This is a genomic window from Amycolatopsis sp. CA-128772 (assembly GCF_002904295.1).
In the GTDB taxonomy this organism is placed as follows: Bacteria; Actinomycetota; Actinomycetes; order Mycobacteriales; family Pseudonocardiaceae; genus Amycolatopsis.
In genome coordinates, this window is record NZ_PPHG01000072.1 from 80,341 (window position 1) to 95,929 (window position 15,589).

Annotated in this window: 15 protein-coding genes; 8 read left to right on the forward strand and 7 right to left on the reverse strand. The window is 71.1% G+C overall.

Annotated features, from left to right (window positions below; all coding sequences use genetic code 11):
• Positions 1-20: 20 nt before the first annotated feature.
• The 3 genes from C2L59_RS26440 to C2L59_RS26450 are packed head-to-tail and all read left to right on the forward strand — an operon-like array spanning position 21 to position 2,414.
• Complete coding sequence (locus tag C2L59_RS26440) at positions 21-1,382, forward strand: TIGR01777 family oxidoreductase (protein ID WP_199199261.1); 1,362 nt, start codon at positions 21-23, stop codon at positions 1,380-1,382.
• Positions 1,379-1,858: a TspO/MBR family protein gene (locus tag C2L59_RS26445; protein ID WP_103352199.1), complete on the forward strand. Its 480-nt coding sequence runs from the start codon at positions 1,379-1,381 to the stop codon at positions 1,856-1,858. The genes C2L59_RS26440 and C2L59_RS26445 overlap by 4 nt, the downstream gene beginning before the upstream one ends.
• A 19-nt stretch (positions 1,859-1,877) precedes the next feature.
• On the forward strand, positions 1,878-2,414 hold the full coding sequence (locus C2L59_RS26450) for a hypothetical protein (protein WP_103352200.1): 537 nt from the start codon (positions 1,878-1,880) through the stop codon (positions 2,412-2,414).
• Here the strand turns inward: C2L59_RS26450 and C2L59_RS26455 are convergent.
• The 3 genes from C2L59_RS26455 to C2L59_RS26465 form a co-directional block, all read right to left on the reverse strand.
• Positions 2,393-2,896, reverse strand: coding sequence for a hypothetical protein (locus C2L59_RS26455; RefSeq protein ID WP_146060440.1), 504 nt, complete (start codon positions 2,894-2,896; stop codon positions 2,393-2,395). The genes C2L59_RS26450 and C2L59_RS26455 overlap by 22 nt on opposite strands.
• Positions 2,897-2,910: 14 nt before the next feature.
• A complete protein-coding gene (locus tag C2L59_RS26460) occupies positions 2,911-3,750 on the reverse strand; it encodes a hypothetical protein (RefSeq protein ID WP_103352202.1) in 840 nt (279 codons plus the stop codon).
• Positions 3,751-3,913: 163 nt separating this feature from the next.
• Complete coding sequence (locus C2L59_RS26465) at positions 3,914-4,528, reverse strand: helix-turn-helix transcriptional regulator (protein WP_103352203.1); 615 nt, start codon at positions 4,526-4,528, stop codon at positions 3,914-3,916.
• Positions 4,529-4,646: 118 nt separating this feature from the next.
• Between C2L59_RS26465 and C2L59_RS26470 the strand changes: the two genes are divergently transcribed.
• The gene (locus C2L59_RS26470; protein WP_103352204.1) at positions 4,647-5,309 is read left to right on the forward strand and encodes a hypothetical protein; all 663 of its coding nucleotides are present in this window, start codon (positions 4,647-4,649) and stop codon (positions 5,307-5,309) included.
• A gap of 16 nt (positions 5,310-5,325) precedes the next feature.
• Entirely contained in the window at positions 5,326-5,610 is a 285-nt protein-coding gene (locus C2L59_RS26475; RefSeq protein WP_103352205.1) for a hypothetical protein, read from the forward strand.
• A gap of 42 nt (positions 5,611-5,652) precedes the next feature.
• Here the strand turns inward: C2L59_RS26475 and C2L59_RS26480 are convergent, their stop codons facing one another.
• Positions 5,653-6,834, reverse strand: a complete 1,182-nt coding sequence (locus tag C2L59_RS26480) for an oxygenase MpaB family protein (RefSeq protein ID WP_103352206.1) — start codon at positions 6,832-6,834, stop codon at positions 5,653-5,655.
• 165 nt (positions 6,835-6,999) lie between these two features.
• On the opposite strand from C2L59_RS26480, the gene C2L59_RS26485 reads away from it, so the two are divergent.
• From C2L59_RS26485 to C2L59_RS26495, 3 genes are all read left to right on the forward strand, one after another.
• On the forward strand, positions 7,000-8,154 hold the full coding sequence (locus tag C2L59_RS26485; RefSeq protein ID WP_103352207.1) for a TetR/AcrR family transcriptional regulator: 1,155 nt from the start codon (positions 7,000-7,002) through the stop codon (positions 8,152-8,154).
• A 422-nt stretch (positions 8,155-8,576) separates the two neighbouring features.
• Positions 8,577-9,980, forward strand: coding sequence for a hypothetical protein (locus tag C2L59_RS26490; RefSeq protein WP_146060442.1), 1,404 nt, complete (start codon positions 8,577-8,579; stop codon positions 9,978-9,980).
• Between the two features lie 26 nt (positions 9,981-10,006).
• The gene (locus tag C2L59_RS26495) at positions 10,007-10,729 is read left to right on the forward strand and encodes a serine protease (RefSeq protein ID WP_103352209.1); all 723 of its coding nucleotides are present in this window, start codon (positions 10,007-10,009) and stop codon (positions 10,727-10,729) included.
• Positions 10,730-10,774: 45 nt separating this feature from the next.
• On the opposite strand, the gene C2L59_RS26500 is transcribed toward C2L59_RS26495, so the two are convergent.
• From C2L59_RS26500 to C2L59_RS26510, 3 genes are read right to left on the reverse strand one after another with little or no spacing between them, the layout of a single operon-like run.
• Positions 10,775-12,772: a family 43 glycosylhydrolase gene (locus C2L59_RS26500; RefSeq protein WP_103352210.1), complete on the reverse strand. Its 1,998-nt coding sequence runs from the start codon at positions 12,770-12,772 to the stop codon at positions 10,775-10,777.
• A 21-nt stretch (positions 12,773-12,793) separates the two neighbouring features.
• On the reverse strand, positions 12,794-14,149 hold the full coding sequence (locus C2L59_RS26505) for a glycoside hydrolase family 43 protein (protein ID WP_103352211.1): 1,356 nt from the start codon (positions 14,147-14,149) through the stop codon (positions 12,794-12,796).
• A complete protein-coding gene (locus tag C2L59_RS26510) occupies positions 14,134-15,516 on the reverse strand; it encodes an endo-1,4-beta-xylanase (RefSeq protein WP_103352212.1) in 1,383 nt (460 codons plus the stop codon). Before C2L59_RS26510 ends, C2L59_RS26505 begins: the two co-directional genes overlap by 16 nt.
• Between the last annotated feature and the right edge of the window lie 73 nt (positions 15,517-15,589).

The following is a 15,589-nucleotide window of genomic DNA, read 5'->3' on the forward strand; positions in this document are numbered from 1 at the left end:
TGTGCATCGAGAGGTGGCGTGTGGTCAAGGTGTTCCGGTCCGTTGTCCGGTCGGCGGTCGACGACGTCTTCGCCTGGCACGCGCGGCCCGGGGCGATCACGCGGCTCACCCCGCCGTGGCAGCCCGTGCGTGTCGCGGCGGAAGCCCGCTCGCTGCGGGACGGCACGGCCAAACTCGTGCTGCCTGGCGGGCTGCCCTGGGTGGCCGCCCACGATGCGGCCGGGTACGCGCCGCCGCGGCAGTTCGTCGATCGGCTGGCCGGCCCGGTGCTCCGGTGGTGTCACACCCACCGGTTCGAGCCGGCCGGGCCCGGCCGGACGGCCGTCACCGATCAGGTCGACACGCCCGTGCCGGAAGCCTTCCTGCGGGCGATGTTCGCCTACCGGCACCGGCAGCTGGCCGCCGACCTGGCCGCGCACCAGCGGTACCGGCACGAGCCGCTGACCGTGGCCGTGACCGGGGCGAGCGGCCTCGTCGGGACCGCCCTGACCGCCCTGCTGACCACCGGGGGACACCGGGTCGTCCGGCTGGTGCGGCGGCCCGCGGTGGCGGCCGGGGAGCGGGAGTGGCGGCCGGAGGACCCCGCCGCCGACCTGCTCGCCGGGGTCGATGTCGTCGTGCACCTGGCCGGGGCTTCGGTGGCCGGCCGGTTCGACGAACGGCACCGGCGGGCCGTGCGCGACAGCCGGATCGGGCCGACGCGGGCGCTTGCCACCCTCGCCGCGCGGACCGCCGACGGGCCCACGGTGTTCGTCTGCGCGTCCGCCGTCGGGTTCTACGGGCCGGACCGCGGGGACGAGGTGCTCACCGAAGAAAGCGCGCGAGGACAGGGGTTCCTCGCCGACGTGGTCGCCGAGTGGGAAGCGGCGACGGAGCCGGCGGTGGTGGCCGGACACCGGGTGGTGCGGGTGCGCACCGGGCTGGTGCTCAGCCCGCGCGGTGGCCTGTTGCGGCTGCAGTACCCGCTGTTCGCCGCCGGGCTGGGCGGGCCGCTCGGCGCGGGGCGGCCGTGGATGCCGTGGATCGGGATCGACGACCTCGCCGACGTCTACCTGCGCGCGGTGGCCGATCCGGAGCTGTCCGGGGCGGTCAACGCGGTGAGCCCGGAGCTGGTGCGCAACGCGGATTACACCCGCGTCCTCGGCCGCGTGCTCAAACGCCCGACGCTGCTCAAGGTGCCCTCGTTCGGCCCGCGGCTCCTGCTGGGGGCCGACGGGGCCCGGGAGCTGGCGTTCGCCGGCCAGCGGGTCGAACCGCGGCGGCTGAGCGAAACCGGGCACGAGTTCCGGCACCCGCACCTGGCCGACGCGCTCGCGCACCTGCTCGGCACCGCGGCCGCGCCGGCCGGCCTGGTCGATTCGACGACGGGAGAACCGGTATGACGACGTTGCCCAGGTCCGCTCGGTCCCCGCTGGCCCTGGCCGGCTTCCTCGCCGTGGTGGCCGCGGTCGCCGTTGTCGGCAGCCTGGCCGCGACGCAGTCACGAGCTGTCTACACCGGACTCGCGCAGCCGGCCTGGGCGCCGCCGTCGTGGCTGTTCGGTCCGGTGTGGACGGTGTTGTACGTCCTGATCGCCGTGTCGGGCTGGCTGTTCTGGCGGGCATCGGGGACGCGCCGTGAATTCGCCTGGTACGCGGCCGGCCTGGTGCTGAACGCGGCGTGGACGCCGTTGTTCTTCGCCGCCGGCGCGTACACGCCGGCGCTGGTCGAGATCGTGGTGCTCGACGTGGTCGTCGCCGGCACGCTCGTGGTGTTCCGCCGCCGCTCGAAGGCGGCCGCCGCGCTGCAGGTGCCGTACCTGGCGTGGACCCTGTTCGCCACGGCCCTCAACGCGGCGATCGTCCTGCTCAATCCTTGACGGCCGGAAGGGGAGTGAGGTGGGCCGGATCGCGGGAAAGCGGCTGCGGCAGCTGCTGGTGTTCGTCCACGTGGTCGTGTCGGTCGGCTGGATGGGGGCCGGCGCCGCCAACGTCGTCCTGGCCATGACGGCCGGCTACACCGACCGGCCGGACGTGCGGAACGTCTGCTACCTGATGATCGACCGGGTCGACGAATTCGTGGTGATCCCCGCGGCGTTCGCCAGCCTCGCCGGCGGGCTCCTGCTCTGCGTGGTGACGAAGTGGGGTGTCGCCCGCTACTGGTGGGTGCTGGTGAAGCTGGTGCTCACCGTGGCCGTGATCGGGTACAGCACGTTCGGCCTGGGGGTCTGGGTGGAGGAGAGCATGGCCGCCGGCGCCCGCGGGGTGGAGAGCCCGGTCGCCGGGCCGCTGGCCTACGGCGCCGCTCTCAACCTCGTGGCGTTCCTGTTCATGACGTGGCTTTCGGTCGCCAAGCCCTGGGGGCGCACGCCGTGGACCGCGCCCGCCGGCCGGGGCTCGCGTCCGGCGCCGGCCTACCGCGGGTTGGCCTCGTAGCAGGCCTCTTCCATGGGGTTGTCGCCGGTGAGCGTGAAGTCCGTCAGTTTGCCCTGGTGGTCCGGGGTGCCCCGGGCGAAGACCGCGATCGCCCCGTGTGGGTGGCAGTACGTCAGCCCGCCCTGGTCGGCGAGGGCGGGGACCTCGAGGGTCTGGGCGAGGATCGTCAGCGGGGCGCCGTCGTTCTCCCGCAGCTCGGCGAGGGCCGCGTCCGGGCTGCGGGTGCCGAACGGGCGGTCCATCAGGCGGGCCAGGGCCGCGTAGTCGCGGTGGCAGGCCGCGTCGTGCGCCGCACGCACCGGGGTGAGGAGCCGTTCGTCGAGGGGCCGGCCGGTCGAGTCGGCCGTCGTGACCGGCCCGCACGCCGGTGCGGCCGGCGGCGCCACGGCGGCTTCCGGCTCGTGCCCGAGGGTCAGCAGCCAGCCGCCCCCGGCGAGCACCAGCACCACGATCGCCGCGAGCCACAGAGTTTTTCTGCGCACGGATTCCCCCATGATCAGCATTCGCTCACACCGTCGAAGTGCTCCGGATCCGGCTCACGGGAGACGGTGGTGTCGGCCTGGGCGAAATACAAGGTGCGGTACGACGCCTGCCCCGGGCCGCTGCAGGGGAATCCGCTCACGCGGAACGGCTTCCCGGCGTCGTCCACTGTCGTCTGCTTGATTTCCTTACCGGACTGGGAGAACACAGCGAGGTCGAAGTCGTAGGCGCCCTTGGCCGCCGAGGCGGTCACGATCACCTCGCTGGTGCCGCCGGCGGGGAGCGGGATCGTGTGCGCCGGGAAGTACGGGCCCGCCGGGAAGTTCCGGTTCCCGGTGGCGTCGCGCACGGCCGATTGCAGAACCGGGAACCGGTCGTCCAGTTCGAGAAGCGTCTGCGCCGAATCTTCGGCGCCCTGCGGGGGAGACCACACGAGAGCGCCGCTCAACGGCGGCAGCCGCTTGCGGATGACGGCCCTGATGTCGGTGACGACGACCTGCCCGGTCCGCGGGCCCTCGAGGTGCAGGCGGATGACCTGGTGCAGCAGGCTCGCGCCGCCGGAAACCCGGACGTCGTGCGCCAGCTCGGAATCCATGGCGGCCCCGGGGCGGGCGAGCCGGGCGGCCAGCTCGGGCCCCGGAAATCCGGGATCTGCGCTCGCGTAGCCCCACGGCTCGGTGTCGTTGGCCGACAGGTCCGCGGTCACCCGCAGCTCGGCCGGCCCGGACGGCTGCAGCACGAGGACGGCGCCGGTGCCGGCGAGCAGGACCACCAGGCCGCCGATCACCCACCACCACCGCGGCCGGGCGGGTCGCCGGCCGACGTAGACGTCGCCGTTGATGTCACGGGCCTGCACGGCTTGGCCGGTATTTCCGTGAATGCTGTTCTTCGAAGAACTGCCACCCGCCGGATCGGACGGCGTACCGCCGGTCATCGAACTCCCCAAGATCATCGCTCCCCCGCGAGAAGGAACCCGATCCTACGGCACCGGGAATGGTGCCGCCGTTTCCCGGTCGCGGTTATGACGTGCAGCGGGGCGCGGTGTACGTCAGCTTGGCTTCGTCGACGTAGCCGCTGATCCCGGTGCGGGCGACCGTGCCGAAGTAGCGGTGCGGGTAGCGGTCGTGGGTCAGCGTGCGGACCTGGACGACGTCGGCGGTGCGGACCTCGCCGATCGGGCTGCCGGCCGCGTCGAGGACCGCCCCCGCGCGGGTGACGCGGTAGTCGCGGGCGGGTACGCACGGTTCGTCCGCGGTGCCCAGCAGCGCCACGCCGGCGCCGGTCAACGCCGCCGCGGCGGTCACCACCAGCGTGACCCGGACGCTGATCCGCCTGGCCGGCGCCGTCCCGGACGTGGCCGGACGGCCGCCGGACGCCGGCGGACGGGGGTCGTCCTGCTCGGCGGCGGAGGCGGCGATCCAGCGCTCCTTCCACAGCGGGCCCGGTTCTCCGCACGCCTCGGCCAGCGCCACGACCAGGTCGCAGGCCGGCAGGCGGTCACCCCGGAGCGCGTCGTGCAGCGTGCTGCGGGGGAAGCCGGTTCTTCGCGCCAGTTCCGCGAAGCTCGGCATGCCGTTTCTCCGGCGGATCCCGCGCAGATCGTCGATCAATTGTGCCGTCGTTCCGGTCAGCATCTTCGCCCCGTTTCCGTCCGGATTCGTCCGGATGCGTCCCGAACCCTAGCCGCCGCCGTCGGCCGTTCACCAGGATCCATTCGGTGAGGTCACCGATTACCGAACGAAAGGAGGTGCGATGGCGGAATTCCGATCGCGGGCCGCGTTCGCCGTGGCCGTCACGGCCGGATTGGCGCTGCTGACGGCGGCACCGGCCGCGGACGCCGGGGAGGTGCACCGGATCAAGACCGCGCCGTCGCCGAGCACCGGGGCGCCCATCGACGGGGGTGGCAGCTGGATCGTCAATAAGCCGAGCGGGTACTACGTCGGCCGGGCCATGCCGGGCGACACCTTCGACGACGAGGTCACGACGAGCGCCAACTGGCATTACGGCCGCGCCCAGACGACGGTCAACATGTGCGGCTGGGTGCTCCCGGGCTCGATGGGGGCCGACGCAGGGCCGGTCGCGGACAGCTGTTCGGCCACCACGCAGGCGACGATCTCCCACCGCCTGACCGTGGGCCGCGACTACAACGCCCCGGCCCACCAGGCCACCGACGGCAGCTCCGTGCCGGCCAACCCGGCGTGCACGCTGTACTTCAACTACTTCTACGGAACCGACTTCGCGTCGAACGGCGGTCACTGGGCGACGGCGGCGGGCGCGCCGCAGAGCAGCGTCCGCTACCGCTTCACCACGCGCGACGGCCAGGCGGCCGTGGTGCGCGACACCGTGCTCGGCTGGGGCTTCCTGCCGATCGGCTGCGTCCAGCGGCCGGGCTCTCTCTACAACGACAACGACTGAACGGAAGGGAACGATCGTGCGCAGTGCGAAGAACGTCATCGGAGCGGGTGTGCTGGTGGCCGCGGCGGTCTGCCTGGCGGCGCCGGGGATCGCCGGAGCCAGCGGCAGTTCGGTGGACGAGGTCCGCTGGCAGTGCGGCGCGGACAGCGTCACGGTCCGCTCGTACCCGGCCGGCCCGGCCATCCCGGGCGAGACCATCGGCTACGGCGTCCGGGTGAACGTCGACAACCACAACGACAACGTGTGGTGGCACATCAACTCGCCCTACGGCGGTTACGTCCTGGCGCAGTACTTCTGCTGACGCCGGTGGGGCGGCCCGCTCCGGCGGGCCGCCCTCGCCGCGTCAGGCACCGGGGCGGTTGCCGGTCGGGATGGTGATCGGCGTGCTCACCGGGGACGACGCCTTGTTGAGGAACAGCATGGCGATCGCGCGCAGGAACTGGTCGAAGAGGTGGAAACCGGCCGGGGCGATCGGCAGCAGGCCCTCGCGGAAGGCGATGTAGGCCGGCCACCCGGTGCGGACCAGCGCGGCCGCCGCGTAGTTGCGCCGCAGGCCGAGCCAGTCGCCCACCTCGTCGCTGAGCACGTACCGGACGAATTCGTCGAGGAACCCGCGGGTGACGCCCAGGTCGATCTGCGCGGTCAGCCCGAGCAGGTCCGCGGCCAGCTCTTTGCCCTCGTCCGTCGGGGCGAGCAGCGGGGTGAGCACCTGCGCCGACTGCGCGTCCGCCTCGGCCCACGTCTTCGGGATGAACTCGTCGCGCACGCCGAGCAGGTGGATGGCGACCTGCCACTGGTGCAGGAAGGCGTCCTCGTCCGCGGCCGACATCGGGACGTGCCACTCGCGCAGCTTCCGGTGCACGAAGGTGCCGAGGCTGTGGAAGGTGACCAGGATGTCGCCGTTGCTGATCGGCACCTGCTCGTCGGCGACCGCCCGCCAGTGCGGCGACTGCGGCAGCAGGTGGCGCACCGCGGCGTGCACCAGCCGGGTCTTGTTCGCCGTGACCACGAACTGGCCGGTGGGTTCGAACGCGTTCAGGTCGCTCAGGTCGTAGCCGAAGGTGAACGTCTTGGCCGCGCGGTCCTGCATGTCCGCTCCGCCCGCCGACCAGTAGACCGACCGCGCCTCCCGCGGGATGACGGTGCTCATGATGCCGCTGCCGAGGCCGTAGAGCAGGAACAGGTAGGTGTCCTTGCGGCGGTTGAAGTCGGCCGCGCGGCGCAGCTTGGCGGCGTCGGCCCAGGACGGCAGCCGGTTGACCCGCCCGAGGTAGGCGGCGAGGTCGGCCGGCAGGCCAGGGGGCAGCGCGTCGCCGTTGTTCGCCCACGGCCGCAGCGCGGTGTTGACCGCGGGGACCCGGCCGCCGTCGACGAGGCCCGCGACCAGGCGGTCCACCTCGTCGTCCCAGACCCACCACGGATCGGCGCCGGCCGCCCAGGCCGGCACTCCGGCGACGCTCGCCGCGCTCACCAGGCCCAGCGCGACACCAAGCGTAAGGACGTTCCTCCTGCTGAGATTGCTCATTTACTTACCTCGCTTACATGGAAAGCAGTAGGGAGTAGAGCCGGGCGTCAAGAGGAGATTCTCCATTAACATAGGAGGTGACTCGCGCGGCGGCAAGACCCGGCGGGCCTGTGGTTTGATGGCGGTCATGGTCCCGAGTCGGCGCACCCCTTCCCGGCGGCCGCGGTGACGGCCGGGCCCACCGCGGCGGTCCGGCCGCGCAACCGGCGGCAGCTTATCGTCGAGGCGGGCGCGACGGCGTTCAGCGAGCGCGGCTACCACGCGGCGTCGATGGAGGAGATCGCGGCGCGCGTGGGCATCACCGCGGCCGCGCTGTACCGGCACTTCCCGAACAAGTACGCGCTGTTCGCCGAGTGCGCGAACGTCATGGCCGACCGGCTGATCGCGGCGCTCGCCGAGGTTCCGGCGGATGCCGCGCCGGCGGACGTCCTGGCCGCGGTCACCCGGGTCACCGTCGCCCACCGCGCGGCCGGCGGCGTGTACCGCTGGGAGGCCCGCTACCTCGAGCGCGCGGACCGCCGGCTGCTGCGGGCGAAGTTCGCGCAGGTCGTGGGGCGCGTCGCGGACGTGGTGCGGCGCGCGCACCCGGGGCCCGGCGAGCGCCTGCGGACGGTGGCCGCGCTGGGGGCGATCGGGTCCGTCACGATGCACCACACCTCGATCGCGCAGCGCCGGGTCGAGACCCTGTTGCAGCAGGCGGCCCTGCGCGTGGCCGCGACCGAGCCGGCGACGGACGCCCGCGTCGTCGAACTCCCGGCCGCGCCGGTGCCCCGCACCCGCCGGTCGGAGATCCTCGCGGCCGCCGTCCCGCTGTTCGAGCGCGACGGGTTCGCGACGGTCACGAACGGCCGGATCGCCGAGGCGGTGGGCCTGGTCCCGTCGGCCCTCTACCGGTATTTCCCGGGCAAGGCGGACATCCTGGCGGCGGCGTGCCTGCAGGCCGCGGGCCTGCTGGCCCAGGCGGTCGAGCACAACCTCCGCGGAACGGCCGGCCCGCACGACGCCCTGGCCGCCCTGACCGCGACGTACGTGGCGTACAGCTTCGAGCAGCACGTCCTGACCAGCGTGGCCGACGCGGAAATCGCGGGACTGCCGCCGACGCTGCGGCGGCCACTGGTGGCGGCGCAGCGCGAGCACATCGCGGTGTGGGAGCAGCACCTGCGCGCGGCCCGGCCGGAGCTGGACGCGCGCCAGGCCCGGGTACTGGTGCACGCGGGGTTCGGGGTGGTGGTGGAGGCGGGCCGGTTGCTGCGGTGGGAGGACCGGGTGGCGCACCGGGCGGCGGTGGGCGCGTTGTTGGCGAGCGCATTGGGCCTTTGACGCCGCAACTCGCCCCGTTTCGACCAATGCCGGGTCCCGGGCCGGGGAATACCGGATGCCGGACGGCGGAATAGCCCGGGCGTGATTACCCCGGAACGGGAAGCGTTTCCCCCGCGTGGAGCAGCCGTGCTCACTCGTCGTCTTCGGCTTGGTGGCCAACGGGTTTCGCCGGCGCAGCCGGAGCGCAGCCGGAGCGCAGCCGGAGCGCAGCCGGTGCCCGGAGCGGGAATGCGGTCCGCTTGGCGGCATGATCATGCCGGACCGGGGGAAAACCGGAAGGCGTTGTGACCCGCGGTGAGTGAAGGTCATCAGTTCGTGGACTGATGGCCGCGCGGGAATTCTGCGTACCGTGGCTGAGGCGTGAAAAGCGGCGGCCGCCGGACCACGTATCCGTTGTTCCCTTCCCTTTTCTGGAGTTTCCCATGACCGGAAGGCTCAACCGTCCCGCTGCGGCGGACGGTGTCGTTGCTTACCAGGACAAAGACAAGCCGGACATGTTCCACTACTTCCCGCTGCGGATCGACTCGGTCCTCGACGAGACGCTGCGCAGCTTCAAGGTCGACTACTACGGCGTGAACGCCGCGCCCTACTGGGTCGACATGGGCAACGGCAACTACCAGAGCTGCGTCGGCGGCAACCTCTCCGGGACCGCCGTGCCGGAGCTCACCACCGCCCAGCGGGCCAACATCACCAAGGTCATCGGGGACGTCTACGGCGTCAAGAAGCCGAACCTGGTGCCGCTCGTGCTGAACAACGTCACCGTGCAGCCGATCTTCGCCAAGCACATCGTGGACATGGGTACCGGCGGCTCCGCGACCTTCCCCAACGAGCTGTCGCTGGGCGCCAGCACCGGCTACCAGATCGGCAGCGGCAACAGCCTGTTCGCCGAGCTGGTGGGCAGCGAACAGGACAACGCGGTGCCGCGGCCGGACTTCGCGATCAACCTTTCGGGCGAGGCCGAGCTGTACGCCGACCCGTGGGTGGCGGAGATCCACGCCGACCTGCGGAAGGTCTGGGAGTACACCCGGACGAAGGTCGACGTCGGGCTGAACCTGGGCTGGTTCAACCTGGGCACCAGCATCGACAAGATCACCCAGGAACTGATCACGAACAACATCGTCGACATCCGGTACGTCCAGGGCGGCGGCGGCAACGAGTTCGGCTGGCAGATGCTCAACAGCACGAAGACGCTGTTCGAGGCGATCAACAAGCAGATCACCGCGGGGGAAGGCCTGTTCAAGTTCGAACCGAACCCGACGCCGCAGGAACCCACGAAAGACGAGAAGTGGTCGTCGAAACTGCTGCCGTTCACCACCTCGATCAACGTCGGGTACGTCAGCAACTTCTTCAACCAGGAAATCACCTTCGACCAGAAGGTCTCGTTCGAAGGGATGATGCCGGTCCGGTTCAACAGCTCGATGGCGCTGGCGGTGCCGTGCGCGGCGAGCACCGAGAGCCACTTCTACGACCTGCAGCAGATGCAGCAGGGCTGCGTCACCAAGGCCAAGCACGACGGGCTGCAGAACCGCATCGACACCGAGAAGGAAGCCAAGCGGAAGAAGCTGCTCCTCTACATGGCGAAGGTCGAGTCCGGTGAGTGGACACCGCAGCAGTACTCGACGATGGTCGCGACGCTGAACACCATCACGCTCACGGAGTACCCGTCGATCGGCGGCATCCGGGAAGACGGCAGCCCGGAGATCACCGCGGCCTCGCCCGAAGAGGTCGACCAGGTGCTGGCGCGCATCGAGGAAGCCATCACCGGCGGCCTGGTGCCCGCGCCGCGCCCGCGCCGCTCGGCCACTCCCCGCCGCGTCAAGGTCTGACCACGAAACCCCTTGGAGGCAACGCCATGACCATCACCCTGCCCGTGTTCCACCACCCCGTCCGCAGCCACGCCCGGGTCGGGATGCCGTTCCCGCCCGACGGCCGGGAGCGGGTGCAGCAGACCACCCAGGCGCCCTGGTCGGGCCTCGGCCTGCTCTCGGCGACGATGCCCGACGGCGAAGTGCTGGAGTCGACGGGTTTCGCGATCGCCCCGCAGTACGTGGTGACCGCGGCCCACGCGGTCTTCGACCGGGACCACGGCGGCCGGGCCGTCGCGGTGACGTTCGAGGCCGGGCGGGACGCCACCCGGACGCCGTTCGGCGTGGCCAAGGCGACCGCGTGGACCTACCCGGGCCAGTACCCGTCCGGCGGCCGGCCCTACGACTACTGCCTGGTCCGGCTCACGACGGCGCTGCCGTCTTCGGTGACGCTCTACCGGCTGACCGCGGCCTCCGACGCGGACCTGACGGCCGGGACGTGGCAGGTCGCGGGCTACCCGGACGACAAGGCACCGGAGAACTCGCTGTGGTACGACAGCGGCAAGCTCCTCAGCCCGCCGGGCACCCGCATCCTGAGCTACCGGATCTCCACCTCCGGTGGCGAAAGCGGGGCGCCGGTGTCGCCCTACCTCGAGGAGCGGTCGCCGGCCGCCGTCGGCATCCACGCGGGGGTGGCGGCCGACAAGAAGGCGAACGAAGCGGTGCGGCTGACCCGTGAGGTGATCCAGGAGATCGAGTCCTGGAAGTAGGCCGCGGGGGTGGCCGCCGGGCTGCGGCGGCCACCCCGTGGCGTGCTACGGCGTGGTCAGGTCGAATCGCTGGAGGGTGACCGAGCCGCCGAGGGCCTGGCTCGCGTAGTCGAAGACCGCGAACCGGTAGCCCATGAAGAACTGCCACGCGTTGTTCAGCGTGAAGGCGCTGCCCAGCGGCGTGAACGTCGTTCCGTCCGTGCTGTAGGAGAACCGGGCCTGGCGGCCGCTGCCCGGGCGGATGTCGGCGTTGGCGCGCAGCCAGATCTTCGTGCCCGGCAGATCCGCGGCCGCCACCTCGGTTCCGGTGCCGGTCGTGTTCCAGCTCCCGTCCATGGTCAGGCCGGTGACCATCACGACGCGGTTGCGGCCGCCGTCGCGTTTGACACCGATCCACGCCGACGAGTCGCGCAGCATCGCCAGCCCGGTCCGGTCGCCGTCACGCATCGAGCTCAGGTCGAGCGTGGCGGTGCCCGTGGAGTTGGGCCCCTGGATGCGGCGGGTCAGCGTGTTGCGGGCCGAGTAGAGATCGTTGGTGACCGTGGCGGTGGACAGCTTCAGCCCGTTGCCGACGGAGAACTTCGTCGGGTCCGGGTTGTGGTTCCACTCCCACTGCGGTTTCAGCGTGGGACCGGCGAAGGTGTCCGTGCCGGTCATCGGCTCGACCTGGCGGGGTGGGGGCGGCAGGTTCGGCTTCGGGTACGTGACGCCCCAGCGCCCGTTGACCGTCTGCAGCCGCGGCCAGCCGTCGGCCGTCCAGGTGATCGGGGCCAGCACCGGGACCCGCCCGCCGGGGTAGGCGTCGACGAAGGCCATGTAGTACCAGTCGCCGTTCTGCGTCTGCACCATCCCGCCCTGGTGCGGCACGCCGCCGCCCTGGATCGGGCCCGGCAGGTCCAGCAGCACCTGCTGCACGGTGTAGGGGCCGAACGGGTTGCTGGCCTTCAGGACGTACTGGCCGTTGGCCGGGCGCGTGGCGAAGATGTAGTAGCTGCCGTTGCGCTTGTAGAACCGCGAACCCTCCAGGGTGCCGATGTTCGACGGCGTCTGGAACACCTGCTGCGAGCGGACTTCCGTCTTCCCGTCGGGGGACAGCTGGGCGACGCTGAGGGTGGTGTTGCCGTAGGCGACGTACATCGTGTCGTCGTCGTCGACGAGCATCCCGGCGTCGTAGTAGCACTTGTCGATCGTCGTGTGCCGCGACCACGGGCCGTCCACCGCGGTGGCGGTGTAGATGTAGGTCTTGGCGAAGTCGATGCAGCCACCCCAGTAGAAGGTGTTGTTGCTGGCCCGGTGGTTCAGGAACGACGCCCAGATGCCGCGGACGTAGCCGCGTCCGCCGTTCAGGTCGTACTTGGCGCCGAAGTCCAGCTTCGGCACCGAATGCCCGGCGTACTCCCAGTTCACCAGGTCGTAGGAGCGCAGGATCGGCGCGCCCGGCGAGTAGTGCATCGTGGAGGCTGAGTAGTAGTAGGTGTCGCCGACGCGGATGATGTCGCCGTCCGCAAAGTCCTGCCACACCACCGGGTTCGTGAAGGTGGAGGGCTGGTTCGGCGTCGTGGTGGTGGTCGGCGTGCTGGTGGTGGTCGGGGTCGTCGTGGTCGGAGTCGGCGTGTCGACACGGCCGGTGCAGGTGGTGCCGTTGAGCCGGAACGACACCGGATCCGGGTTGGCCGAGGTGAAGGCGCCGTTGAACCCGAATTCCGCCTTGCCGCCGGTGGGGATGGCGGCGTTGTAGGTGACGTTCTTGGCACTGACCTGCGTGCCGTCCTGGGTGATCGTCGCGTTCCAGTGCTGGCCCACCTGCTGGCCCGAGGCGAACGACCACTCCAGGGTCCAGCCGCTAATCGCGTCACCGAGGTTGGTGATCGACACGGACGCGCCGAAGCCGCCCTGCCATTCCGAGGTTTTCGTGTAGCTGACCGAGCAGCCGGAGGCGGCTGCGGCGGGGGAGGACACCGCGAGCAGGGTCGCGGCGGCCCCGGCGACGACCGCGGTGGCCGCCGCCAGGGCCGGCCGCAACGCCGGCGAACGTGAGGACATGAGCTTCCTTCGCTGGGGGGATCAGGCGGCGAACTGCCACCAGTTCACGTTGAACAGGTAGCCGCTGCCACCGGTGAAGCGCAGGACGAGGTCCTGGGTGCCGGTGGTGCCGGAGACCGGGCAGGACACCGACGTCCACGTTTGCCAGCCGGCGGTGGCGGGCACCGTGCAGCGGCCGACGACCGTGCCGGTGGCGCTGCCCAGGTGCAGCTCGATCGTCCCGCCGGCGGCCGCGGACGCGACCCGGGCGGTGAACGACTTCGCGCCCGCGCCGAAGGCGACGTTGCGGACCTTGATGCTGTCGCCGTTTTCGATCCACCCGACGTTCATGCCGCCCTCGGACGCCGGTTCGGTCTCGATGCCGGAGCCCCAGGCGATGGTTTCCGCTTCCTGCCGGGTGTAGGGGTCCAGCGTGTCGGCCGGCGGGGGACCGGCGCTGGTCATGGTGATGGTGGGAATGCTGCCGTCGGCGTTGTAGGCGAACTTCTCCACCGCCACCGAGCGGGTGTAGCCGCCCCCGCCGGGCAGGGCGCCGTTGTGGTAGAAGAAGTACGAGCTGCCCTTGAAGTCCACGATCCCGGGGTGGTTGGTGAAACTGCTGCCCTGCGTGGGCATCACCGTGCCCCGGTAGGTCCACGGTCCGGTCGGGCCGGGCGAGGTCGAGTAGGCGATGAACTCCGAGCAGCACTTGGCCGCGAACACGTTGTAGTACGTGCCGTTGCGCTTGTAGACCCACGGGCCTTCTTCGTACAGCGTCGGACGGCTGCCGCCGTTGGGGCGCGTGCCGAACCCGGCCGTGGTGAGCGGGACCTGGTTGACGCCGCCCGAGTACGACGTCATGTCGGCGTTGAGCCGCACGTACCAGAGGTTCGGGTTGCCCCAATACAGGTACGCTTGACCGTTGTCGTCGATGAACACCGTCGGGTCGATCTCGCCGTTTTCGACGAGCGGGTGCCCGATGGCGTCGCGGAACGGCCCGGTGGGGCTGTCGGCGACGCCGACCCCGATGGCCATCCGGCCGGTCGCCCGGTTGACCACCGGGACGTACCAGTAGAACTTCCCGTTGCGCTCGACGGCCTGCCCGGCCCAGGCGTCCTGCTTGGCCCAGCTGAACGTGGCCAGGCTCATCGGCGAGCCGTGGTCGGTCCAGTTGACCATGTCCGCGGACGACCAGACGCGCCAGTCTTTCATGGTGAAGTACGTGGAGCCGTCTTCGTCGTGGCCGGTGTAGAGGTAGACGCGGCCGTTGTGCACCAGCGGTGCCGGGTCGGCCGTGTAGATGTGCTGCACGATCGGGTTGTCGGCGTGGGCGGTGGCGGGCAGGACGGTGAACGCGGCCACGACGGCGGCCAGCAGGCAGGTCAGCTTGCGGCGCACGAGGTCGTCACCCCCTCGGCGCTCCCGGTGCCCTGGAAGCCGAACTCGGTGGACTGTCCACTTGCGACAGTGCCGTTGTAGCTGACGTTGGACCACGTGACGCTGCCCGTCGTGCCGCTGTTGCCGGCGCTCCACGAGCTGGTGACGGCCGCGCCGGCGGGCAGGTTCGTCGTCACGCGCCAGCCGGTGAGACCGGCGGATCCCGCGGTGACCTTGACGGTTGCGACGAACCCGCCGTTCCACTGGTTCAGGGAGACCGACGCGCTGCAGCCGCCCGGGACCGGGGTGGTCGTGGTCGTGGTGGGCGTGGTGGTGGTGGTCGTCGGCGTGGTCGGCGTGGTCGGGGTGGTGGGCACGGTCGGGCCGCCCGCGTTCAGTGCGTCGAGAACGCTGTTGTACGCGGCCTTCTTGTTGCCGTTGTTGTCGAACAGCAGCGGGTTCGCGCCGGTGCGCCAGGAATCGCTGTCCCGGATGCCCCAGACGGTGAGGCCGGCGCAGCGGGCGACGGCCAGGCAGGCGCGGGTCACGGTGCCGTAGACCGCGGCCTGGTTCGACCCGGAGATGTCGAGCTCGGTGATCTGGACCTCGACGCCGAGGTCGGCGAACCGCTGGAGGTTGGCCTGGTAGTCCCCGGGCGCGGAGTTGGTGAGGTGGGACTGGAACCCGACGCAGTCGATCGGCACGCCGCGGGCCTTGAAGTCGCGGACCATGTTGTAGATGCCGGTGCTCTTCGCGTTGACGCCGTCGGTGTTGTAGTCGTTGTAGCAGAGCTTCGCGCCCGGGTCGGCGGCGCGCGCGGCGCGGAAGGCGGCTTCGATCCAGTCGTTGCCGGTGCGCTGCAGGTTGGAGTCGCGTCGGCCACCGCTGCCGCCGTCGGCGAACGCCTCGTTGACGACGTCCCAGGCGTAGAGCGTGCCCTTGTAGTGGGTGGCGACCTGGGTGACGTGGTTCATCATGGCCTGGCGCAGGTCGGAGCCTTCCATGCGCTGCGCCCAGCCCGGTTCCTGCTGGTACCACAGCAGCGCGTGCCCGCGCACCCGCTTGCCGGTGCTGACCGCCTGGTTGAGGATGCGGTCGCCGCCGCTGTAGTTGAACTGCCCCCGGTTGGGTTCGGTGGCGTCCCACTTCATCTCGTTTTCCGGCGTGATCATGCTGAACTCGCGGTTCAGGATGTTCACGTAGGTCGAGTCGCCGAGCTTCCCGGCCGAGACGGCGGTGCCGAAGTACCGGCCGGTCTGGGCGGCCGAAGCGCCGAGGGTCGTCGCCGCGCCGGCGGAGGTGGCCATGGCCAGCGAAATCCCGAGCGACGCCGCGAGCAGCGTGGCGGCGAGAGCCGCCCGGGACAGGGACCGCGATGTCGGTTTCATGGTGCGCACTTCCTGCGAGAACCTGGTGGGGACCAGGCGGGGGTGGACGGGGTGCGGGGGAGGATCACGGGCG